The following is a 21,616-nucleotide window of genomic DNA, read 5'->3' on the forward strand; positions in this document are numbered from 1 at the left end:
TCATTACCGAATGATCGGTTGGTAACCAGTATGCATCGAAGTGACCCCGGGCACAAGAGCGGCTGCGCCGCACGTGCGTGAAAGTTCGTAGCAGGGGTCGAGTTTCTGTTCACATGGGTCGTTCCGCAGGCTCCACTCCCGCTCACATGCCGACGAAGGAGGCTCTCTTCTTCGCCAGGAAGGCATCGACGGCGGCCTTGTGGTCGGCGGTCTGTCCCAGAGCGGTCTGTGCCTGCGCCTCGCGGTCCAGGGCGTCGGACAGTCCGGACCGCGCGATCAGCGACTTGACCTGCTTGTACGCCAGGGTGGGTCCCGCAGCGAGCGTTGTGGCCAGCGTGCGCGCGGTCTCGAGAACGTCGGCATCGTCGACGACGCGATGCACCAGACCCCAGTCGAGGGCCTGCGGGGCGGTGACCTTGTCTCCGAGCAGCATCAGTCCCGCGGCCCGGCTCGCGCCCAGTGCGTCGACCAGCGTGTAGCTCAACCCCGAGTCGCTGGCCAATCCGATGCCGGTGAACGCCGTGGCGAACGACGACTTGGTGCCGGCGACGCGGATGTCTCCGGCGAGTGCGATCCCGAGACCCGCACCGACACACGCGCCGGGGATGGCCACGACGATCGGCACCTCGAGCGCTGCGAGCCCTCGGATGACCGGGTTGTAATGCTCGCCGACGGTATCCATCGCCGTGGCCGGGTCGGCCTCGAGCGCGGTGACGTGCTCGCCGAGGTCCTGGCCGACGCAGAAGTTCTTGCCCTCCGCGGTGATGAGCACCGCGCGCACGCTGGGTGCGGCGGCGTTCTGCACTGCAGACATCAGGCCGACTTTCGTCATGACGTCGAGGGCGTTGTGTGCCTCGGAGCGCGCGAGGGTGATGGTCGCCAGGCCGTCGGTGACATCGAACCGTACCGTCATGCGTTCGTCCAATCGTGAAAGCCGCGACCGGACTTGCGTCCGATGTCGCCGCGAGCAACCATGTCTCGCAACAACTGCGGGGGAGTGAACCTGTCGCCGAGGGTCGACGCCAGGTGTTCTGCGATGGCGAGCCGAACGTCCAACCCGACGAGGTCGGTGGACCGCAACGGACCCATCGGATGCTTGTAGCCGAGTTCCATGGCGCGGTCGATCGATTCGGCGTCGGCGACGCCTTCCTCCAGCATCCGGATGGCCTCGAGTCCGAGGCACACGCCGAGCCGGGAGGTAGCGAACCCGGGGGAGTCGTTGACGAGCACCTCGGTTTTGCCGAGCAGCGACACCCACTGTTGCACTCGCTGCACGACGTCCGTAGAGGTCGCCGGAGCGCGCACGATCTCGACGAGAGTCGACGCCGGAACCGGGTTGAAGAAGTGCATCCCGATGAAGCGGCTCGGATCGCTCAGTGCTGCGCCGAGTTCCGCGATGGAGATCGAGCTCGTGTTCGACGCGATGACTGTGTCGGGCCCGGCGATCTTGTCGACGAGAGCCAGTACCTCGACCTTGAGCGACGGAATCTCGGGAACCGCTTCGACAACCAAATCCAGGTCAGCGGGCAGAGCATCGGGCCCGGCGACGGTGGTCACCCGAGCGAGAATCGCAGCGGGGTTCTCGCTGAGTTTCCCGCGTTCGTGTGCTCGAGTTAAGCCCGTCTCGACGCGGCCCAGCGCGGCCTGTTGGTCGGCTGCTTCGGCGATGACGACGATGGAGCCGAGGGCCGCGAAGACCTGCGCGATACCCGCGCCCATCCGTCCGCCACCGACGACACCAACTGAGCGGGGAGCTGTCATTTCTTCTTCTCCAGAAATGCCGTCATGCGGCGTTGTTTGTCTTCGGTCTCGAACAGAACAGCCTGCGCGATGTCGTCGGCCCACGGGTGCGAACCGGGCGCATCGAGGATCTTCTTGGTGAGTTTCAGTGCCAGTGGTGCTTGCTTGGCAATGCGATCCGCGAGTGAATGCGCTGCAGCCAACGGCTCGTCGACTACCTCGAGCACCAGGCCGCACCGAAGTGCCACCTCTGCGTCGAGTGTCCGGCCACCGAGAAGCACCTGCTTCGCGACGGACACGCCCACCAGCGTCGGCAGCCGGTAGCTGGCTCCGGCGGCAGCCATGATGCCCAGTCCCGGTTCGGGATTACCGAACACGGCAGTCGGCGACGCGATGCGGATGTCGCAGGCGTAGGACAGTTCGGCTCCGCCGCCGAGTGCGTATCCGCAGACGGCTGCGATCGTCGGCAGGGGGAGTGCGGCGATGCGATCGAACAGGTTTCGGTTGATGCCGCGCAGTGCGTCGTCGCGAGTGCGGGCCCGCAACTGGTTGATGTCGGCACCGCCGGCAAAATGCTCGCCTGCTCCGGTCAGGATCACGATCCTGGGATCCTGCTCCACGAGCGCGCACACCTCGTGCAGCTCGCCGATCATGTCGGAATCGATCGCATTGCGCTGCGTCTCGCGACTCAGGGTGACGACAACGCGGTCCGTCGACTCCTCGACGATGAGCGTGTTCACGGTGCCTCGATCAACATCGACACGCCTTGCCCGACGCCGACGCACAGTGTCGCAAGGCCACGGGAGGCCTTCTCGCGTTCCATCCGGCCCAACAGCGTCAACAGAATTCGAGCTCCCGACGAGCCGAGGGGGTGGCCGAGGGCGATGGCCCCGCCGTCGGCGTTGACGATGTTCTCGTCGAGCTTCAGCTGGCGGATGACGCCGAGGGACTGTGCCGCGAAGGCCTCGTTGAGTTCGACGGCACCGAGGTCGTCGATCGACCATCCCGCGCGAGTGAGCGCCTTCTGCGTGGACGGGACCGGCCCGAGTCCCATGATGTGGGGCGCGATGCCGGCGCTCGCGCTGGTGACGATGCGGCCGCGAACCTCGAGGCCGTACGTGCGCACGGCTTCTTCCGAGGCCACCACCAATGCCGATGCCCCATCGGTGAACGGTGACGACGTGCCGGCGGTGACGATTCCGCCCTTTCGGAACACGGTCTTCAGGGTGCCGAGCTTGTCCAACGTGGTCCCGCGCCGCGGCGTCTCGTCCTCGGTGACCTCGCCGTTCTTGGTGCTGACGGGCACGATCTCGTCGGCGAAGCGCCCGGCATCCTGGGCGGCGACGGCACGCTGCTGACTGCGGAAGGCGAAGGCGTCGGACTCTTCACGGGTGATGCCCTCGCTGAGCGCGACCTCTTCGGCGGTCTCGCCCATCGACAGGGTGATCTTGGGGTCGGTACCCGCGTCGTGCGCTGCGAAAGTCGGGTTGGTGAATCGCCAGCCGAGGGAGGTATCGAAGATCTCGCCGGGCTTGGCCCACGCCGTCCCGGGCTTGGCCATGACCCATGGCGCGCGCGTCATGGACTCGACGCCACCGGCGACGATGATGTCGGCCTCACCGCTGCGAATGGTGCTCGCGGCGTTGGCCACTGCGGTCAGTCCGCTCGCGCACAGGCGATTGACGGTATATCCCGGCACCGACTGGGGCAGACCTGCGAGCAGAACCGCCATTCTGGCCACATCGCGATTGTCCTCGCCTGCCTGGTTGGCCGCACCCAGAATCACCTCGTCGATTCGATCGACGGGTACGCCCGCTCTGCGGACCGCCTCGGCCACGACCAGCCCGGCGAGATCGTCGGGGCGCACCGAGGCCAGGGCACCGCCGTAGCGCCCGTGCGGGGTACGTGCGCCGGCCACGAGAAATACTTCGCCCACTTCGAAACTCCTTCGTCGGTTGCGTCATTAATAACCGAACATTCGGTCGTTTGGCAAGGACTGCTGCCCGTGGTGCTGTGGAATCGTCCGCCGACTGCGAAGATGTGGCAATGACAACCGCACGCGCGCCGCGCAAGACCGGACAGCCAGGGCGGCCGGGATACGACCTGGATTCCCTCTTGGCCGTGGCGGTCAAGGTCTTCAACGACCGTGGGTACGACGGCACCAGCATGGAGATTCTGGCGAAGCGGCTCGGTATCACCAAGTCGTCGATCTACCACCACGTATCGGGCAAGTCCGAGTTGCTCGAACTCGCGCTGTCGCGGGCTCTCAACGCACTGTTCGCCGTGACGACCGAGGATCGGGCGACCACCGGGCGGTACATCGATCGCCTCGAATACCTGGTGCGTCGCAGCGTCGACATCTTGTGCGCGGAACTGCCCTACGTGACGCTGCTGCTGCGGGTGCGGGGCAACACCGACGTCGAGCGGCGCGCTCTCGCCCGCAGGCGCGAATTCGACACGTTCGTCACCGGGCTCGTCGTCGCCGCCGCCGAGGAGGGCGACCTGCGTCCCGGTGTCGACCCGGCTCTGGCGTCCAAGCTCGTCTTCGGCACGGTCAACTCGCTCATCGAGTGGTATCGCCCGCGCACCGGCGGATCCGTCGAGGAATTGGCCGACGCCGTCGTGGCTCTGACCTTCGACGGCCTGCGCCGCACGTAGCGAGGGCATGCTCAGCCGGGTCGTTCCGCAGGCTCCACTCCTGGTCTTGACTTCTCGGCGTTCGACGGCGATGGTAATTACCGACCGAACGTACGGTGAGATGGAGGCGTTGTGAGCAGACTTCTGGAAAGCTATGCCCAGGGCACGTGGTATTCCGCGACCGACGAGGGAACGCCGCTGCCGAGCGCCGTCGACGGCAGTGAGATCGCCCGGGTGTCATCCAGTGGTCTCGACGTCGCAGGCATGGTCGACTACGCCCGGACCGTCGGAGGGCCCGCGCTCGCAGCCCTGACGTTCCACGAGCGTGCAGCCCTGCTCAAACAACTGGGTCTCACGCTGCTGGCCGGCAAAGAGGAGTTCTACCAACTCTCCCGGCACACCGGAGCCACCACCCGCGATTCCGGCGTCGACATCGACGGCGGTTTCGGCACCGTGCTGAGCTACGCGAGCAAGGCTCGACGCGAACTCCCGAACGAGACGGTCTATCTCGACGGTGCCATCGAGCAGCTCGGTAAGAAGGGCACCTTCCTCGGTCAGCACATCTACACCTCCCGGCGCGGCGTCGCCGTGCAGATCAACGCGTACAACTTCCCCGTCTGGGGCTTCCTCGAAAAGCTGGCACCCGCGTTCATCGCGGGCGTGCCCTCGATCGTCAAGCCCGCCAGCCAAACTGCGTACCTGACCGAGCTTGTCTTTCGTCGGATCATCGAGTCGGGGTTGCTGCCCGAGGGGTCGGTTCAGTTGCTGTGTGGCAGTGCCCGCGGTGTCCTCGACCACCTCGGCGGCCAGGACTCGGTGGCCTTCACCGGATCGGCCGATACCGCTGCGACCCTGCGCTCACACCCCAACGTCGTCGGCGAGGGACTCCATTTCACGGCGGAAGCCGATTCTCTCAACGCGTCCATCCTGGGTTCCGATGTGGCACACACTGATCCGGAGTTCGATCTGTTCGTCAAAGGTGTCTTCACCGAGATGACATCCAAAGCCGGCCAGAAGTGCACGGCCATCCGCCGCGTGCTGGTGCCGCAGGACTCGGTCGAACCCGTCATCGAGGCGCTGAAGGCCAGGCTCGACAAGGTCGTCGTCGGTGACCCGCAGGACGACGGCGTCACCATGGGTGCACTCGCCAGCATCGACCAGCGCGACGAGGTCCTCAAATCCATTCGTGGACTGATCAAGTCGGCGTCCGTCGTCTTCGGTGATCCCGAGACCGTGGATTCACGGCCTGGTGCCTTCATGGCGCCGGTCCTGTTGCGGGCCGGCGACAAGAGCGCACCCGAACCGCACGAGATCGAGGCATTCGGGCCCGTCTCCACCGTCATCGGTTACGACAGCACCGCGGACCTGCTCGACCTCGTCGCCCGCGGAAAGGGCTCTCTGGTCGCATCTCTGGTGACCAAAGATTCGGCCATCGCGCGCGAGATCGTCCTGGGCACCGCTCCGTATCACGGGCGCATCCTGGTCCTGAATTCCGAGGACGCCAAGGAATCGACCGGTCACGGTTCGCCGCTACCGGTACTGGTGCACGGCGGACCCGGCCGCGCAGGCGGTGGTGAAGAACTCGGCGGTATCCGCGGCGTCCTGCACCACATGCAGCGCACCGCAATCCAGGGAACCCCGGACGTGCTGACGGCCATCGGCAACAAGTGGGTCACCGGAGCGAAGCGGACGACCGGCGACGTTCACCCGTTCCGCAAGAACCTCGGCGAACTGCGACTGGGCGATACCATCGTCGGTGGCCCACGACAGGTCACCCGCGCCGACATCGATCACTTCGCCGAATTCACCGGCGACACGTTCTACGCGCACACCGATCCCGAAGCGGCAGCGGCAAATCCGTTGTTCGGCGGCATCGTGGCGCACGGCTACCTGGTGGTCTCGCTGGCCGCAGGGCTGTTCGTCGACCCGGCACCGGGCCCCGTCCTGGCGAACTTCGGCGTCGACAGCCTGCGCTTCCTGACGCCGGTCAAGGCCGAGGATTCGCTGACGGTCACGTTGACGGCCAAGCTCATCACACCGCGCCAAAGTGCCGATTACGGCGAGGTGCGGTGGGACGCAGTGGTCGTCAACCAGGACGGTGACCCCGTCGCCACCTACGACGTACTCACTCTGGTCGCGAAGCCCGAGGCCGCGTCATGAGCGTGCGAGTAGCCGTCTGTTACGGAATACCCGAGGACCCTGCCGCCTTCGATCGGCACTACACCGAGGTGCACGTGCCCCTCGCTCGCGCAGTTCCCGGCCTGGTCGACTTCACCTGGGGCACGCTCGACTCGCTCGACGAGTCCCCGCCGCCCTACTACGCAATCGCAAGTCTGTACTTCGCGGACGAGGCATCGCTGAAGGCAGCATTGGCATCGCCCGAGATGACAGCGGCAGGCAAGGATCTGCGGAACTTCGCGACCGGTGGCGTCACGATGTTCACCCAGAACGAGCGTTCGGTGCTGCAGCCGTGAGCGATTCGCCTATTGCGCGGGAGATGTTCGAGGTCGATGCCGCGTCCCGCAAGCTCGGTATCGAACTGATCGAGCTGTCACCCGGTCACGCGAGAATGTCGATGGTCGTGACCGAGGACATGGTCAACGGTTACGCCATCACACACGGCGGATACGTCTTCCTGCTTGCGGATACGACGTTCGCTATGGCCTGCAACTCGCACGAGGACTCGGCCGTAGCTGCCCGATGCGACATCCGGTACCTCCGTCCGACGAAGGTCGGTGATGTGCTGGTTGCGGACGCGGTCGAGCGCGCGAGGTTCGGTCGAAACGGGCTGTACGACGTCTCGGTGACGTGTCGAGGCGAGCTGGTCGCCGAATTTCGAGGGGACAGTCGTACGATCGCTGCCAAGGCTTAGCCATTGCAACAGATCGACCGCGCCGCGTATACCATCTGGCCGTAGGGTGAAATCCGGCATGGGTCGGAGCGCAGTCGATGCCATAGGAGGAGCGGAACCATGGGAGTGAGCGCCGGGGAACAGGCTCCGAGGCTGACTCTTCGTGAGCGAAACCGCATTCGTACACGACGCGAACTCCTCGACGCTGCATTGGAGGTGTTTGCCGAATCCGGCTATGGATCTGCGTCGGTCGAGAACATCGCCGAGCGGGCCGGTGCCGCCAAGGGAACGTTGTATACCTACTTTCCGCAAGGTCGAGAACAGCTCTTCTGCGAGCTCTACGAGGAAGTCAACGACGAGTTGATCGACAAGGCCGCCGAGATCTACTCATCCGAGAACGACTTCGCGGGCCGGATAGTCGCCATGACTCTGGCAATTGCAGATATCGCGTCGCGTCCGCGTCTCGGCCGTTTCTATGCGATCGAAGATCCGTCGCTGGATCAAGCACTCACGCTCGTCCGTGGTCACGCTTCGAACGTCATTGCCGAGCACATTGCCGAGGACTATGCCGCGAGCGTGCCGTCCAAACAACGGAAGACCGCTCCGGCAGATCACTTTCACGTAGTAGCAGAACTGTTGACCGGTGCTATGCGCTCGGCGCTGACCAGTGTCGCGCGAGGCAGCCGCACCGGTGACGACGTCGCTCATGCGATGCGCACCCTGGCCGAGGGCGTGGTGTCCAAGTCCTCGTGATCGGCCGAAGGTCTGATCTGTTCGTTCATTTTTTATACTCATCGTCTTGACTAAGTCGTTGCAGGCAGCGATGCTGGTAGTGCGTTCACCCAAGTGAACGCCGTCACCAGCGTTCACCGTGGCGCTCCCCGGTGAGCCACCCGCGCTGTGTGGGGTTGAAACTCCGGGCAGAGGAGACGCGGTAGCCGATCGTTCGGTCACCCAACCCTGTCCTGCCTACTCTGAGGTTTCCGATGACTGCACTGCGTTCCGACACCACCTCCCTCCCGGCATCAGGCTCGTCCGACTTGCTACGGCGGCGCTCCGCCGTGCTGGGCCCGCATACCCCGATGTTCTACGTCGACGACCCGCTGCAGATCGTCTCGGCCACCGGAGTGCGGGTCACCGGGTCGGACGGGCGGGTCTACCTCGACGCCTACAACAACGTCCCCCACGTCGGGCACTGCCACCCCGCTGTTGTGGAGGCCATCACCCGCGCGCTCTCGACGGTCAACGTCCACAGCCGGTATCTCACCGACACCCCCATCGCGTACGCCGAGGCATTGCTCTCCCGATTCCCTCACTCGCTGGACCGAATGTTCTTCACCAACAGCGGGTCCGAAGCCAACGACCTCGCTCTGAGAATGGCGCACTTTCACACCGGCCACACCGGGATCCTGATCAGCGATCACAGCTATCACGGCAACACCCAGGCCATGGCTGCCGTCACCACCGGCCTTCCCATGTCGGGCCCGCTCGGCGATCACGTACGCACGTTCACCGCACCCGACACCCGCGGATCGACGCTCTCGCTCGCCGAAGCTCTGGCCCAGATCGACGCTGCCATAACCGATCTCGAACAGTCCGGGCACGGCCTGTCGGCCGTGCTGTTCGATCCGCTCTTCTCCACCGAAGGCCTGCCCGACCTTCCCGAGGGATACATCGACGGGCTGTGCGCACGCGTCCACAAGGCCGGCGGAGTGGTCATCTGCGACGAGGTGCAAAGCGGTTTCGGGCGCACCGCCGATCACATGTGGGGTTTCCAGTGCGCCGGCTTCCTCCCCGACATGGTCGTCCTCGGCAAGCCGATGGGTAACGGCTTCCCACTCGGTGGAGTCATCACCCCCGCCGACATCGTCGAGCCCTTCTCCGCCGGAAACACCTACTTCAACACCTTCGCCACCACTCCGGCCGCTGCAGCCGCCGGACATGCGGTGCTGACCGTGATGGACCGCGAAGGCCTGCTCGAGCGGGCACAGGCCGCATCGGTGCTGTTCGAGAAGGGCTTTCACGAGCTGGTCGACGGCGACGACCGACTCACGGGGGTACGCGGGACCGGCATGTTCATGGGTATGCAGTTCGTCGACGCGGCGACCGGTGAACCCGACGGGCCCACTGCGAAAGCCGTCGTCGATGCCATGCGCGTCAACGGCGTGCTCATCGGACGCATCGGTCGACACGACGAGGTCCTGAAAATTCGTCCGCCGCTGGCGTTCGGCGTCGACGACGTACCGATCGCCCTCGACGCATTCGCCGCCTCGCTCCAGCAGATTCGCCGCTGACCCTGTCGCCCGACATGTCTGCTAGGGCGCTCCGCACAGAGGCGAATCCCTTACCGCAGAATATTTCTCACGAATTTTGAACGATACGTCTAGATATTGACCTATCCGTGTGTTTTGATGACGTGAGTCACATTCGAAAGGGAACCACCATGACGATCACCACAGACATCGACACACTCTCGGTGCAGCAGCTGCTCGACGCCATCCAGCCCTCCAGTGGAGGACGGGAGATTCTCGACCCCGCCACCGGTGCCGTCGTGGGCCGAGCTCCCGAACAGTCGACCGCCGACCTCGAAGACGCCATCGCACGGGCGCGCGCCGCCCAGACCGCCTGGGCTGCAACGAGTCACAGTGACCGCAGCGCCTACCTGATGCGTGCCGCCGACGCCGTCGAAGCCAACACCGAGGCCCTCGCCGAACTGCTCTCACGCGAGCAGGGCAAGCCCCTCAACGGGCCGAACGCGCGGTTCGAGGTCGGCGCCTGCGCCTCGTGGCTGCGGGCCACAGCGAGCTTCGATCTGCAGCCCGAGAAGGTCGTCGACGACGGCGAGGGACACGCAGAGCTGCACTACCGCCCACTCGGCGTCGTCGGTGCGATAGGCCCGTGGAACTGGCCGATGATGATCAGTGTCTGGCAGTTGGCCCCGGCACTGCGCATGGGCAACACCGTGGTGATGAAGCCATCGGAATACACCCCACTGTCGGTGCTCGCTCTGGTCCATGTCATCAACAGTCAGCTGCCCGCAGAGGTGTTACACGTAGTGGCGGGCGGACGCGATATCGGCGAGGCGCTGTCCTCTCACACCGACATCGACAAGCTCATGTTCACCGGTTCCACGGCGACCGGCAAGGCGATCATCCGATCGTCCGCCGACACCGTCAAGCGTCTGACCCTCGAGCTCGGCGGCAACGATGCCGGCATCGTTCTTCCCGACGTCGACGCCAAAGCTGTTGCGCAGGATCTATTCTGGGGAGCATTCATCAACACTGGACAGACCTGCGCCGCGCTCAAGCGCTTGTACGTCCACGACGACGTCTACACCGAAGTATGCGATGCCCTGGTCGAGGTAGCGGCGGCGATGCCGATGGGCGTCGGACTGGACGAGAACAACGTCCTCGGACCGCTGCAGAACAAGGCACAGTTCGACATCGTGGCCACTCTGGTCGACGCCGCGAAAGCATCCGGAGCCCGCGTTCTCACCGGCGGCAATCCGGAAGCAGGCCAGGCCGGTTACTTCTACCCCACCACGCTCGTCGCCGATATCGACAACGACAACGACCTGGTCACCCAGGAGCAGTTCGGGCCCGCTCTGCCGATCATCCGCTACTCCACGGTCGACGAGGCCGTCGAGATGGCCAATGCCCTCGATGTCGGTCTCGGCGCATCGGTATGGTCGTCGAACATCGATCAGGCCCGCGAGGTGGCGGCACGGATCGAGGCCGGGACCGTGTGGATCAACAAGCACGGTGCCGTCGATCCCCGAGTGCCGTTCGGAGGCGCGAAGCAGTCCGGCTACGGCCTCGAGTTCGGTGTCGAAGGACTCAAGCAGTTGGGCGCACCGCAGATCATCAGTTACTGATCGGCCCCGAACCAGCGATGCCCGGCACGTTTTCTTTACCGAACGTGCCGGGCATCGCTGTGTAGTGAGCACCGAACAGGGCTGCATGACAACACTTGTCGAATGTATGGACACGACTATGGCGGGCCTCCCCTTGGGGCGGCCCGCCATAGTCGTGTGTCGAATGCGTACGGATTCGAGTCAGTTACCGCGAGCAATCCACTCCGCGAGGTGGGGTGATTCGGCGGCGATGGTGGTGCCATCGCCGTGTCCGGTCAGAACGGTGGTCTCTTCGGGGAGGGCGAAAAGCCGGTCGCGGATCGATCCGATGATGGTGGGGAAGTCGGAGTACGACCGCCCGGTGGCACCGGGCCCGCCGGAGAAGAGGGTGTCTCCGGAGAACAGGACACCGACCTCGGGCAGGTAGAGGCAGACCGAGCCGGGGGAGTGGCCGGGGGTGTGGATGACCTCGATGTCGGTGCCGGCCACAGCGATCCGCTGACGGTCGTCGAGGGTCCAATGGGCGGTATCGGGGTGCGTCTGCTTCCACAGGACATCGTCACCGGGGTGCAGCAGAATCGGCGCGTGAAGCTCGTGTCCCAGGTCAGGAGCGACGGTCACGTGGTCGTTGTGACCGTGGGTGCACAGGACAGCGTTGACGTGGCGTCCGGCGACGGCCTCGATGATCGGCGCGGCCGTGTGGGCGGCGTCGATGACCACGACATCGGTATCGTCACCGATGAGGTAGATGTTGTTCTCCACCTCCCAGGTGCCGCCGTCGAGAGCGAACACCCCCGAGGTGACGACTCGCTCGATCCGCACACCGCCTGCGTTGACGAGTGTTTCCACGCTCACAGGACCACGACCGATCGAAGGACCTCGCCGGCGTGCATGCGGTCGAAAGCTTTTTCGACATCGCCGAGGTCGATGCGTTCGGTGACGAACTTCTCCAGCGGCAGCCGGCCCTGCATGTGCAGGTCCACCAGGGTCGGGAAGTCGCGTTCGGGCAGGCAGTCGCCGTACCACGAGGACTTGAGCGTTCCGCCATGGGAGAAGAAATCGAGCAGCGGCATCTCGACCCGCATGTTCGGGGTGGGGACACCGACGAGGACGACGGTGCCCGCGAGATCGCGACTGTAGAACGCCTGCTTCCAGGTCTCCGGACGCCCGACGGCGTCGATGACGACATCGGCACCATGACCACCGGTGAGATCTCTGACCGCAGCGATGGGGTCGACGGACGAGGCGTTGACGGTGTGGGTGGCACCGAGGTCCTTCGCCCAATCGAGTTTGGTGTCGTCGCGGTCGATAGCGATGATGATCGACGCACCGGCCAAGGCCGCTCCGGCGATGGCGGCGTCGCCCACTCCGCCGCAACCGATCACCGCCACGGAGTCCCCACGGGTGATGTTGCCGGTGTTGACCGCTGCTCCCAGCCCGGCCATCACACCGCAGCCGAGGAGTCCGACGACGGCGGGGTCAGCGGTCGGGTCGACCTTGGTGCACTGTCCTTCGTGGACGAGGGTTTTGTCGGCGAACGAGCCGATCCCCAATGCGGGGGTGAGTTCGGTGCCGTCGGTGAGGGTCATCTTCTGTGAGGCGTTGTGGGTGTCGAAGCAGTACCAGGGTCGGCCGCGCTTGCAGGCGCGGCACTCTCCGCAGACCGCGCGCCAGTTCAGGACGACGAAGTCGCCGACGGACACGTGAGTGACGGCGTCGCCGATGGTCTCGACGATCCCGGCGGCTTCGTGGCCGAGCAGGAATGGAAATTCGTCGTTGATGCCGCCGTCACGGTAGGTCAGGTCGGTGTGGCAGACCCCGCAGGCCTGAATTTTCACGATGACGTCGTGGGGACCGGGGTCGGGGATGACGATGTCGACGAGCTCGACTTCGGCGTCTTTGGATCGGGCAATGACGCCGCGGACGGTTTCAGGCATGGGCTTCTTTCTGCAGTAGAGCCGAGCATTCTCGGGCGGAATTCCGGTGCGGAGGTGTGAGGCCGTCACCGTGTTGCGGCGCGCATCAACGCACCGAAGTCCGGAGCATTCAACGTCTGGTGCAGTCGACGCAGGCTGTCGTCGAGCTCACCGCGATAGTCGTAATCGTCGTTGGTGTCGCCCATCGTCATCGCGACGCTCCACAGAGCGAGAGTGGCCCAGTTGCACGCCACAGCGAACAGGCGGGTACGCGCGAGGAGATGAGAGTTGTTCTCGCCGAAGTAGTATTCGCAGAACATTCCGATGGTGTCGTGATCCATCTCGAAGTACGCCGCTGCGAAACCGAGGTCGTAGCAACGGTCGCCGTTGCCCGAGAGGTCGTAGTCGATCAGCCGAAGCTCGCCGGATTCGGTCTCGAGCACGTTGGGGCCGTACAGGTCGTTGTGACAGGGCACGAACTCGTTGACACGCAGATCGAGTGCGGTCTCCACACGATGCACCTGGTCGCACAGGTCGTCGACATCATCGGGAAGCTCTGCTCCGCGTTGCCGCGCGGAAGCGAACATCTTGCGGGCTTCGGCGAACGCGTTGTAGTCGTTGTTGAACCGAATCGGTGAGTCGTGCAACGCTTTCGCCGAAGCCGCCAGGCGCGGCACCCACAGGTCTCCGGTGGGATCGAGCGGGGTGCACCCGGGCAAGTAGTCGATGGCGAGCGCGAGCGGATCGGTCACCACCGACACCACCGGCGCTCCGATTCCGAGTTGCCCGGCAAGGACGGTGTTCTGCATGACCACTGCGGACGGTGGGATGACTCCGACGCCTTCCCACATCGTGTTCCACAGTTTGACCACCAATCTGCGCTCGCCGACGGTGACGAGGAAGTTCTTGTGTGCACCGCCGCCGGTCAACCAGGCGATAGAGGCCCCGCCGGCATCGAGGCCGGGAATCTGCGCCAACACCCGGCGCACCTGATCCTCGTGGTGGCCGAGCTCGTCGGTGGAACCTGTCTCGTCGGTGGAACCGCTGGTGCTCGACATCGCTGAGCCCCTAGGCCCGAGTCGACGCGATCTCGTACCGTCCGAGATCGAATCGGGCGAGTTCAGCGTGGTCGGTGCCTTCGGTCATGTCGGCGAGGATGCTGCCGATGACCGGGGCGTAACGGAATCCTCGGCCGTTGCAGCCGGCACCGAGAACGACACGCTCGTGGGCGGGGTGGCGACCGATCAGCCAGTGGCCGTCTTCGGATTCGGTCCACATGCACACCGTCGTTGCCACCGGGTCACCGGTGATCTCGGGGAGACGGGAGCGCACGAAGGACAGCACTGTGTCGAGGTCGGCCTGGGTGACATCCTGCGAGAGGGAGTCGGGGTCGATGACGTTGCCCTTGCCGGGGACGCTGACCTTGAATGTGCCGTCGGGTTCGGGGCACCCGTACGACGGTGCCGAATCGTCGCCGGCCGGTGCAGCCACGTACAGCGACGGCAATCGGGGTGCGGCGGGATCGATCGCGAAATTCGCCAGAACCTGGCGCTCGACACGGGTGGGGAAGTCCAGTCCCAGTACGGAATTGGAGAAGGCACCGACGGTGACGACGAGGCGGTCCGCCTCGTATCGGCCCGCTGCGGTCGTCACGACGACACCGTGATCGTCGGCGGTCCAGTCCAGCACCTTCTCGCCGTACTTGACCTGTACGCCGGCCTCGCGGCCGAGTTGCTGCATCGCGTGGATCGAGGGCTGTACCTGCGAGACTGCTGCGTTGGGCTCCCACACCGCCAACTCGCCGTCGGCGATCCGAACGCGCGGGAAGCGGGCACGAGCATCGTCACCGGTGAAGATCTCGTGTTCGAAGGGGGAGGCCTCGAGGTTTCTCAGTGTGTTGTCGAACCACTTCGAACCGGGGGTGCCCACGAAGACGTTGCCGGTCGTCTTCATCACTTCGATGCCCGTACGGTCGGCGATCGTCTTCCAGGCAGCGAACGCCTTCTGGGTCAGCTCGACGTATTCGGGTCCGGTGCTGTTGGACTGGCGCGCGAGTCTGGTTGCGCCCGCGTGAGATCCGTGTGCGTGCGGGGGAGTGAAGGCATCGATCGCGAGGACCTTGTGTCCGCGCTCGGCGAGCTGCCAGGCGGTGGAGCTGCCCCACGTTCCTGCTCCGATGATGATTACGTCAAAGCGCGACATCGCCGCCACTCTCCTTCTGTCGAGGTGTTGCTGTGGAGTTGGCTCGGACGAGCCGACGAGCAGTGTTCGCGGTCTGCTCTGCGTGCGTTGGGATGCGCGCGATGCGAAAGCAGGACCACCGAGGACATCGAGTGAGCTCGCTCACTCCGTAGCGCTCAGTTTAGGTCCACGTCGACAATTGTCAAGACGGAGAGATCTATTTTTGAACTAACCGTACAAATTATTGCTCGCGGAGGTGCCGTTCAGGCGACGGTGTGTCGATGCGACAGTCCGCGGACCAGTGCGTCGAGCCCGGCCAGCAGATCGTGAGCGGTTGCACGCCTACGCGCGATATCGGTCAGAGCCCACCGCATGGCACCGACGATGAGGGTGGCCAGGGCATCCGGGTTGTCGGTACCGATCTCTCCGCGAGCGGCCGCATGTGCGAGATCCTCGGAGATCAGGCCGATCCACACGCTCGAGGCATGCCCACGGACCGGGTTCACAGCCTGATCGAGTGCCGGGTCGTCGATCGAATAGAACCTGCCCTGCAGTGGGCGCTCGGCGACGTCGAACAGGGCTCGGGCCAGGGCCTGGATGTGGTCTGCGAAGTCGCCGGGCTCGCTGTAGACGACGGCGGCACGTTCGAGGAGCTCGGTGTTGATCTGCTCGTAGAGCTCGCGGAAGAGTTCTTCTCGCCCCTGGGGGAAGTAGGTGTAGACCGTCACCTTCGACGCTCCCGCCAAGGCTGCGATGGCTTCGACAGTGGCGCCGCCATACCCGACCTCGGCAAAGACCTCCAGTGCTGACTGCAGCAGCTCTTGCCGCGTGCGGATCTTGTTTCGCTCGCGGAGCGAGAGTGTGCCTGCCGCTGAACCTTTCGCCATCCGCACTCCTGGGTCCGTGTCGCTGGTCGCGCCGATCGAATGACCGAAAACGTATCACCCGTTCAGTTTGCGTCCGGGTGTTACAGGTTTCACAGTATCCGTTCGTAAAGAGAACTGTATGCGCAGAAATACGAGTTCTGTGCGCGGATGTCCATGGCGCAGGTCACACCCCTGCCGCATAGTGGGTCGACTGCGTGCCGCAGCGATTCATCGACGCCGGCTCCAGCCGGGGTATGCAGCACGATCGTCCACGTCATGCGATCTCCATGGCAAACCGACACAGAGGAGCAGCAATGAAGCTCGACGGAAAGACGGCCCTGATCACCGGCGGCGGAACCGGCATCGGTGCCGCGATAGCCCAGCGATTGGCCGGCGATGGTGCCGCAGTATGCCTGGTGGGACGCCGCGACGGCCCACTCGAAGAGGTCCGCGCATCGATGCCGCACGAACGCGTCGGAGTCTGTGTAGCCGATGTGTCGATACCGGCGGACGTGGACCGCGCGGTCGCAGCCGCAGTCGAACTCGGCGGCGGGCGGCTCGACATCGTGGTCAACAACGCGGGCATCGGCCCCTTAGGATCGATCGAGGACTGCGATCTGGGTGAATGGAACGACGCCCTGGCCGTCAACCTGACCGGTCCGATGCTGGTCAGTCGCGCCGCGATCCCGCACCTGCGCCGCAGCGGTGGGGGGTCGGTGATCAACATTTCCTCCGTTGCAGGACGCAGGCCCTTCCCGGGGCTGGCCGCCTACAGCGTGTCCAAGGCAGGCCTGATCATGCTCACCCAGCAAGCGGCCGTGGACTACGGTCCCGACGGCATCCGGTTCAACGCCGTCTGTCCCGGATGGGTCAGGACACCGATGAGCGAGAGCGAAATGGCCACCGTCATCGACATTCACGGCGGCACCCTCGACAGTGCCCTGGCTCGCGTCAGTCGCGACACCCCACTCCAGCGCGTCGCCGATCCCTCGGAAATAGCCGGCATCGTCTCCTTCCTGGCGTCCGACGACGCATCGTTCGTCTCCGGAGACGTCCTGGCCGCGGACGGCGGATCCACTCTGCTCGATGTGTCGACACTGGCGTTTCGCGACCAATAGAGCCGATGACCAGCCGCCGACCTGCTCGAGTACAGGTCGGTGCACGAATACGCGTCGGCTGGGACAGTCCGTGTTGTTTCGGCGATGTAAAAATTGAACGACCCATGCAAAAATATTCCACACCGTCTTGCTTCTGTGAGATGTGCGACATATGTTCGGTGAAGTCCTCCACTCCGGCCCGTTCGATCAAGCTCGTCGAACAACCCGTCACGGTCCAGCGCGACGTCGACCCGGTCCGGATGCCCGACCTGCTCTCCAGCTCGGCACCGATATCTCGACGCGAGCAGTCAGCGCTCGTTCCGAACACACCGAACAGGAATCCCGGCCATGCCCGAAGCCTCACCCGTCAGCGCATCCGACACTCTCAAGCATGCAGAAGCCGTTCTCGCACTGGCGCTTCCACGCTTCAGGCTTCCGACGGACCTGATCCCCGAACAGCTCCCGGTATCGGAGAACGTGTCGTACCGGATTCGGCCCGACGGAGCGCCTCCCGTGGTGGCCCGCATCAGTCGCCCCGGTGGGCACGATCTGCGTGTCCGCGAATCCGAACTCGCCTGGCTCGCCAGCCTGGGGCAATCCTCCGAATCGTTGGTTCCTGCAGTGCATCTGTCCACGGACAGCAAGACGGTCATCTCCGTCCGCCCGCCCGGATCGGACCTCGACTACCACGTCAGTCTCTTCGAGTGCGTGAGCGGTGAGCACCCCGACGAGGACGACCTCGCCGCGGTGATGCCCAAACTCGGGACCATCACCGCACACCTGCACGAGCACTCGACGCAATGGACGCGTCCGCAGTGGTTCAGCCGCCCGGACTGGGATTTCGACGCCGCGTTCGGTCCCGCGGCCCGCTGGGGAGACTGGCGCGCAGGGGTCGTCGAGACAGACCAGATCGAACAGCTCACCCGAGTGGAATCGTTCGTTCGCGACCGGCTGCACTCCTACGGGTCCGGATCCGACCGATACGGCCTCATCCACGCGGACCTGCGTGCAGCGAACCTGCTGGTCGACGGCGATCGCTGTCGCTTGATCGACTTCGACGACTGCGGACCCGGCTGGTTCATGTACGACCTGGCAACGGCACTGACCTTCGCCGAAGACCACCCCCAAGCACCGGAATTCATCGACGCCTGGCTGCAGGGCTACCGCTCCGTGCGCGAACTACCCCTCGAGCACGAACGCGAAATAGACACCTTCCTACTGATGCGGCGCATGCTCACCATCGCATTCCTGGGCAACAACCCCGACATCGCGGTCAGCCGCGAGATGCTCCCAGGCCTGGCCCAGCGCACCTGCGACTGGTCCGACGCCATACTGACCCGACACGCGGCGAGCCTGTGATCGACCGCGACCTCCAGGCCCCGTTCACCGTGCCCGCAGGAGCGATCGAGATCATCCTCGTTCGGCACGGATCCTCCAGTGCCACAACCGATGGCGTCTTCCTCGACGGGCACGCAGATCCTCCCCTCTCGTCCCGCGGCGTCACCCAGGCCACCGCCGTGGCACACCGACTACGCACCCTCGACCCCGCCCGCACGGCCCTGTTCGTCACCACGCTGCGCCGCACGGCGCAGACCGCCGAACCCACCGCCGCCGCCCTCGGAATCGCCCCCACGGTGATCGCGGACCTGCGCGAAGTCTGCCTCGGCGACTACGAGGGAAGCGAGTACGAACACCGCCGCCGCGCCGCAGACCCACTGCTCGAGCGAGTCTTCGCCGACGAGCGATGGGACCTGATCCCCGGTGCCGAAAACGCCGAGACCTTCCGCGCCCGCGTACACCGCGGCCTCGACACGATCGTTCACACGACACCTGCGGGATCGACCGCCGTGGCCTTCGTCCACGGCGGAGTCGTCGCCGAGATCTGCCGATCCACCACCGGCAGCCGTCCCTTCGCGTTCGTCGACGTCGAAAACGGCTCCTTCACCCGCATCGTCCACCACGCCGATGGCGCATATCGCCTGCGCACATTCAACGACACCACCCACCTCACCCCTGCCGACGAGACCGCACAACGGTCACACCCGGCGCACGCCCACAGCAGCGCTACCAGCGCCGCACATTCCTGAACGAGTCGTTCACGATATGACCGACAGCTATTGACAATGACCTACTAACGCATGAAGATAGCGATGCGTTCAGTGATCTGAATCACTCTTCTCGTCCGACGGTGGTAGCCGCCCGCACGGCCCACCCCTGCCGGTGCCTGTACCCGCCGTCGCACGCTCACGCTCGACTTCACTCAACCTCGGAGTCCCCAATGTCCACTACCCAGCCGTCCACCTCCAGCAACTCTCCCGATCCCGCCGCCGGTGCCGTCGCCACCGAACGCGGGGGATTGCGTCCCGGCCGCCTCGGCGTCACCGCGATCATCTTCTTCGTCGTCGCAGCCGTCGCCCCCATGGCCGCGATCGTCGGCGCGTCACCGGTCGTCTTCTCCGCAAGCGGCTCCAGCGCACCCATGGTCTATCTGCTGGCCGCGCTGCTCTTCGTTCTGTTCGCGGCAGGGTACGTGGCCATGAGCCGACACATCACCAACGCCGGCGGATTCGTCGCCTACATCGCCCGAGGACTCGGCGCCCGAGTCGCCACCGCCGGTGCAGGCCTGGCGATCCTGTTCTACGGCACCCTGCAAGCATCACTGTGGGCACTGTTCTCCGTGTTCGCCCACGACACAATTGCCAGCAAACTCGGCATCGACATTCCCCGCGCACTGATCATGTTCGTCGTCCTGGTAGCAGTGACAGGACTGACCATGCTCGGCATCGACCTGAGCCTGAAGGTGCTCGGTGTCCTGGTCGCACTCGAAATCGTCGTCTTCGTCATCCTCGACGTCGCCATCATCGCCGGCGGCGGCGCAGCAGGAAATTCTCTGACCGCCTTCGATCCATCCGCACTCGCCGGTCCAGGACTGGGTGTGGCCTTCCTGTTCGCGTTCGCCTGCTTCACCGGGTTCGAGGCAACGGTGGTGTTCTCCGAAGAGGCCAAGAACCCCCGCCGGACCATCCCCCGTGCGATTTACGGATCCATCGCCTTCATCGGCCTGTTCTACGCGGTCACCACGTGGGCCCTGGGAAATTCGGTCGGTAACGACACCGTCCAGGCAGCAGCAACCGAAGACCCTGCAGGTTTCGTCTTCGCCGTAGCCCAGCAAGAAGTCGGCACCTGGCTCGCCACGACACTCGAGATCCTCGTCGTCACCAGCTTCATCGCCATGCTCATCGGCTTCCAGAACATGTTCGCCCGCTACCTCTACGCTCTCGGCCGTGCAGGAGTCCTCCCGCACCGACTCGGCACTGCCGCCCCGACGTCCGGCACCCCCCGCACCGCCGCCGCGGTGGTCGGCATCGTCGTCGGCATCGTCTTGATCGGATTCGAGCTCGCAGGCGCAGACGCCTACACCGTCACCTACAGCTGGCTGCTCGCCCTGGGCACCACCGCCCTGATCGTCATCCTGATCATGACCTCGATCTCGATCTTCGCCTTCTTCGCCCGCACCAAGCTCGAAACCAACCCGTGGACCACCAAGATCAGCCCGGTCCTGGCGGTCATCGGCTTCGCCTACGTCGCCTACCTCGCGGTGAGCAACTACGACGTCCTGCTCGGCGGCCAAGGCGGCATCGCGCAATGGCTACTTCTGCTCATCCCGATCTTCGCGATCGCCGGATTCCTCTGGGCCACAATCCGTCCCAGTGTCAACTACGAAGCAGAACTGGTCTGACTTCACCCACCTGCATAGAGCCTCCGGCCCCCGATTGGGGCCGGAGGCTCTATGTGGTCACGCGACTCGACCAACAGAGCTTCAGTTCTTCCGGTGTCAGCGGAGACCGTGTCTGCCGAGCTCGAGCAACGCGCGCAGATGGTGAAGTGACCGATCCATCAGCGCGGGATTGCCCAGGGTGATCTGGTGAAACACCAAACCATCGGCCGCGCAATAGACCAGATGGCACAGCGCGGGGTCCGGATCGATTCCAGCGGCAGACAGTTCGCGCTGAAGAGCCTCGATGTAGGCGTCGTAAATGGCCCGCACGTGGACCGTCAATCCCGGCGTGCGACGCGATTCGAGCATGAGCTCGTACTGAAACGCTTGATCGTATGGATTGGCGTCGATCATCGAGGACAGGCCGTCCAGCAGCGCTTCTATGTCGCCACTTCCTGGGCGACTACTGATGGCAGTCACGCTGTTGTGCAGCGAGAACTCCAGCGCCGCTTCCAGCAAGGCCTCACCGCTCCCGAAATGATGGGCGACCAAACCGTGAGCGACACCGGCTTGTCGCGCCACTTCACGATAGGTCAACTTCCGTAGACCACGCTCGGCGACGACGTGCACCGCAGCAGAGAGCAGGGCACCGCGGCCTTCGCCGTATCGAGGGCTCGTTCGCCGCGGCGGCGCGTCGGGATCCGTCATGGCTCAATTGGCGCATCTTTTTCCAGTAGGCGCAATCTATCCACTTGAC

21 protein-coding genes are annotated in these 21,616 nt (G+C 64.8%); 11 read left to right on the plus strand and 10 right to left on the minus strand.

All coding sequences use genetic code 11. From position 1 onward, the window contains the following. Positions 1–142: 142 nt before the first annotated feature. Genes JLZ96_RS15600 through JLZ96_RS15615 form a run of 4 tightly spaced genes read right to left on the minus strand, consistent with a single transcriptional unit; the run spans position 143 to position 3,676 of the window. Positions 143–913: an enoyl-CoA hydratase/isomerase family protein gene (locus tag JLZ96_RS15600; protein WP_094693838.1), complete on the minus strand. Its 771-nt coding sequence runs from the start codon at positions 911–913 to the stop codon at positions 143–145. Beyond that, complete coding sequence (locus JLZ96_RS15605) at positions 910–1,761, minus strand: 3-hydroxyacyl-CoA dehydrogenase family protein (protein WP_201010518.1); 852 nt, start codon at positions 1,759–1,761, stop codon at positions 910–912. Before JLZ96_RS15605 ends, JLZ96_RS15600 begins: the two co-directional genes overlap by 4 nt. Further along, on the minus strand, positions 1,758–2,480 hold the full coding sequence (locus JLZ96_RS15610; protein WP_201010519.1) for an enoyl-CoA hydratase/isomerase family protein: 723 nt from the start codon (positions 2,478–2,480) through the stop codon (positions 1,758–1,760). Before JLZ96_RS15610 ends, JLZ96_RS15605 begins: the two co-directional genes overlap by 4 nt. Continuing rightward, entirely contained in the window at positions 2,477–3,676 is a 1,200-nt protein-coding gene (locus JLZ96_RS15615; protein WP_094693832.1) for a thiolase family protein, read from the minus strand. The genes JLZ96_RS15610 and JLZ96_RS15615 overlap by 4 nt, the downstream gene beginning before the upstream one ends. Before the next feature lie 110 nt (positions 3,677–3,786). Here JLZ96_RS15615 and JLZ96_RS15620 point away from each other — a divergent pair, with 110 nt between their 5' ends. From JLZ96_RS15620 to JLZ96_RS15650, 7 genes are all read left to right on the plus strand, one after another. Next, the gene (locus JLZ96_RS15620; protein WP_027494651.1) at positions 3,787–4,398 is read left to right on the plus strand and encodes a TetR/AcrR family transcriptional regulator; all 612 of its coding nucleotides are present in this window, start codon (positions 3,787–3,789) and stop codon (positions 4,396–4,398) included. A 111-nt stretch (positions 4,399–4,509) separates the two neighbouring features. Continuing rightward, positions 4,510–6,537 carry a phenylacetic acid degradation bifunctional protein PaaZ gene (paaZ, locus tag JLZ96_RS15625; RefSeq protein ID WP_201010520.1) on the plus strand — a complete coding sequence of 676 codons (2,028 nt, stop codon included), beginning with the start codon at positions 4,510–4,512 and terminating at the stop codon, positions 6,535–6,537. Continuing rightward, positions 6,534–6,851, plus strand: coding sequence for an EthD family reductase (locus tag JLZ96_RS15630; RefSeq protein WP_201010521.1), 318 nt, complete (start codon positions 6,534–6,536; stop codon positions 6,849–6,851). Before paaZ ends, JLZ96_RS15630 begins: the two co-directional genes overlap by 4 nt. A 23-nt stretch (positions 6,852–6,874) precedes the next feature. Continuing rightward, positions 6,875–7,249: a hydroxyphenylacetyl-CoA thioesterase PaaI gene (gene paaI / locus JLZ96_RS15635; protein ID WP_201010767.1), complete on the plus strand. Its 375-nt coding sequence runs from the start codon at positions 6,875–6,877 to the stop codon at positions 7,247–7,249. A 99-nt stretch (positions 7,250–7,348) separates the two neighbouring features. After that, the gene (locus tag JLZ96_RS15640) at positions 7,349–7,981 is read left to right on the plus strand and encodes a TetR/AcrR family transcriptional regulator (RefSeq protein WP_201010522.1); all 633 of its coding nucleotides are present in this window, start codon (positions 7,349–7,351) and stop codon (positions 7,979–7,981) included. A 233-nt stretch (positions 7,982–8,214) separates the two neighbouring features. Beyond that, positions 8,215–9,522 (plus strand): aspartate aminotransferase family protein, encoded by a 1,308-nt coding sequence (locus JLZ96_RS15645; RefSeq protein WP_201010523.1) that lies wholly within the window; start codon positions 8,215–8,217, stop codon positions 9,520–9,522. 149 nt (positions 9,523–9,671) lie between these two features. Beyond that, positions 9,672–11,102, plus strand: a complete 1,431-nt coding sequence (locus tag JLZ96_RS15650; RefSeq protein ID WP_201010524.1) for an aldehyde dehydrogenase family protein — start codon at positions 9,672–9,674, stop codon at positions 11,100–11,102. A 180-nt stretch (positions 11,103–11,282) separates the two neighbouring features. On the opposite strand, the gene JLZ96_RS15655 is transcribed toward JLZ96_RS15650, so the two are convergent. From JLZ96_RS15655 to JLZ96_RS15675, 5 genes are all read right to left on the minus strand, one after another. After that, the gene (locus JLZ96_RS15655; protein ID WP_201010768.1) at positions 11,283–11,930 is read right to left on the minus strand and encodes an MBL fold metallo-hydrolase; all 648 of its coding nucleotides are present in this window, start codon (positions 11,928–11,930) and stop codon (positions 11,283–11,285) included. Positions 11,931–11,932: 2 nt separating this feature from the next. Beyond that, complete coding sequence (locus tag JLZ96_RS15660) at positions 11,933–13,018, minus strand: S-(hydroxymethyl)mycothiol dehydrogenase (RefSeq protein WP_201010525.1); 1,086 nt, start codon at positions 13,016–13,018, stop codon at positions 11,933–11,935. A 65-nt stretch (positions 13,019–13,083) separates the two neighbouring features. Continuing rightward, a complete protein-coding gene (locus tag JLZ96_RS15665) occupies positions 13,084–14,055 on the minus strand; it encodes a phosphotransferase (protein WP_201010526.1) in 972 nt (323 codons plus the stop codon). Between the two features lie 10 nt (positions 14,056–14,065). After that, the gene (gene solA / locus JLZ96_RS15670) at positions 14,066–15,199 is read right to left on the minus strand and encodes an N-methyl-L-tryptophan oxidase (RefSeq protein ID WP_201010527.1); all 1,134 of its coding nucleotides are present in this window, start codon (positions 15,197–15,199) and stop codon (positions 14,066–14,068) included. Between the two features lie 242 nt (positions 15,200–15,441). After that, positions 15,442–16,065, minus strand: coding sequence for a TetR/AcrR family transcriptional regulator (locus JLZ96_RS15675; RefSeq protein ID WP_094695304.1), 624 nt, complete (start codon positions 16,063–16,065; stop codon positions 15,442–15,444). A gap of 293 nt (positions 16,066–16,358) precedes the next feature. Here JLZ96_RS15675 and JLZ96_RS15680 point away from each other — a divergent pair, with 293 nt between their 5' ends. The 4 genes from JLZ96_RS15680 (at position 16,359) to JLZ96_RS15695 (ending at position 20,880) form a co-directional block, all read left to right on the plus strand. Beyond that, positions 16,359–17,162 (plus strand): SDR family NAD(P)-dependent oxidoreductase, encoded by an 804-nt coding sequence (locus JLZ96_RS15680; RefSeq protein ID WP_201010528.1) that lies wholly within the window; start codon positions 16,359–16,361, stop codon positions 17,160–17,162. Positions 17,163–17,489: 327 nt separating this feature from the next. Further along, entirely contained in the window at positions 17,490–18,500 is a 1,011-nt protein-coding gene (locus tag JLZ96_RS15685; protein WP_201010529.1) for a phosphotransferase enzyme family protein, read from the plus strand. Continuing rightward, complete coding sequence (locus JLZ96_RS15690; RefSeq protein WP_201010530.1) at positions 18,497–19,228, plus strand: histidine phosphatase family protein; 732 nt, start codon at positions 18,497–18,499, stop codon at positions 19,226–19,228. Before JLZ96_RS15685 ends, JLZ96_RS15690 begins: the two co-directional genes overlap by 4 nt. Positions 19,229–19,419: 191 nt before the next feature. Next, entirely contained in the window at positions 19,420–20,880 is a 1,461-nt protein-coding gene (locus tag JLZ96_RS15695) for an APC family permease (protein WP_201010531.1), read from the plus strand. Between the two features lie 96 nt (positions 20,881–20,976). On the opposite strand, the gene JLZ96_RS15700 is transcribed toward JLZ96_RS15695, so the two are convergent. Then, positions 20,977–21,567 carry a TetR/AcrR family transcriptional regulator gene (locus tag JLZ96_RS15700; protein ID WP_201010532.1) on the minus strand — a complete coding sequence of 197 codons (591 nt, stop codon included), beginning with the start codon at positions 21,565–21,567 and terminating at the stop codon, positions 20,977–20,979. Positions 21,568–21,616: the final 49 nt, after the last annotated feature.

The organism is Rhodococcus sp. NKCM2511, assembly GCF_014905595.1.
GTDB lineage: Bacteria > Actinomycetota > Actinomycetes > Mycobacteriales > Mycobacteriaceae > Rhodococcoides > Rhodococcoides fascians.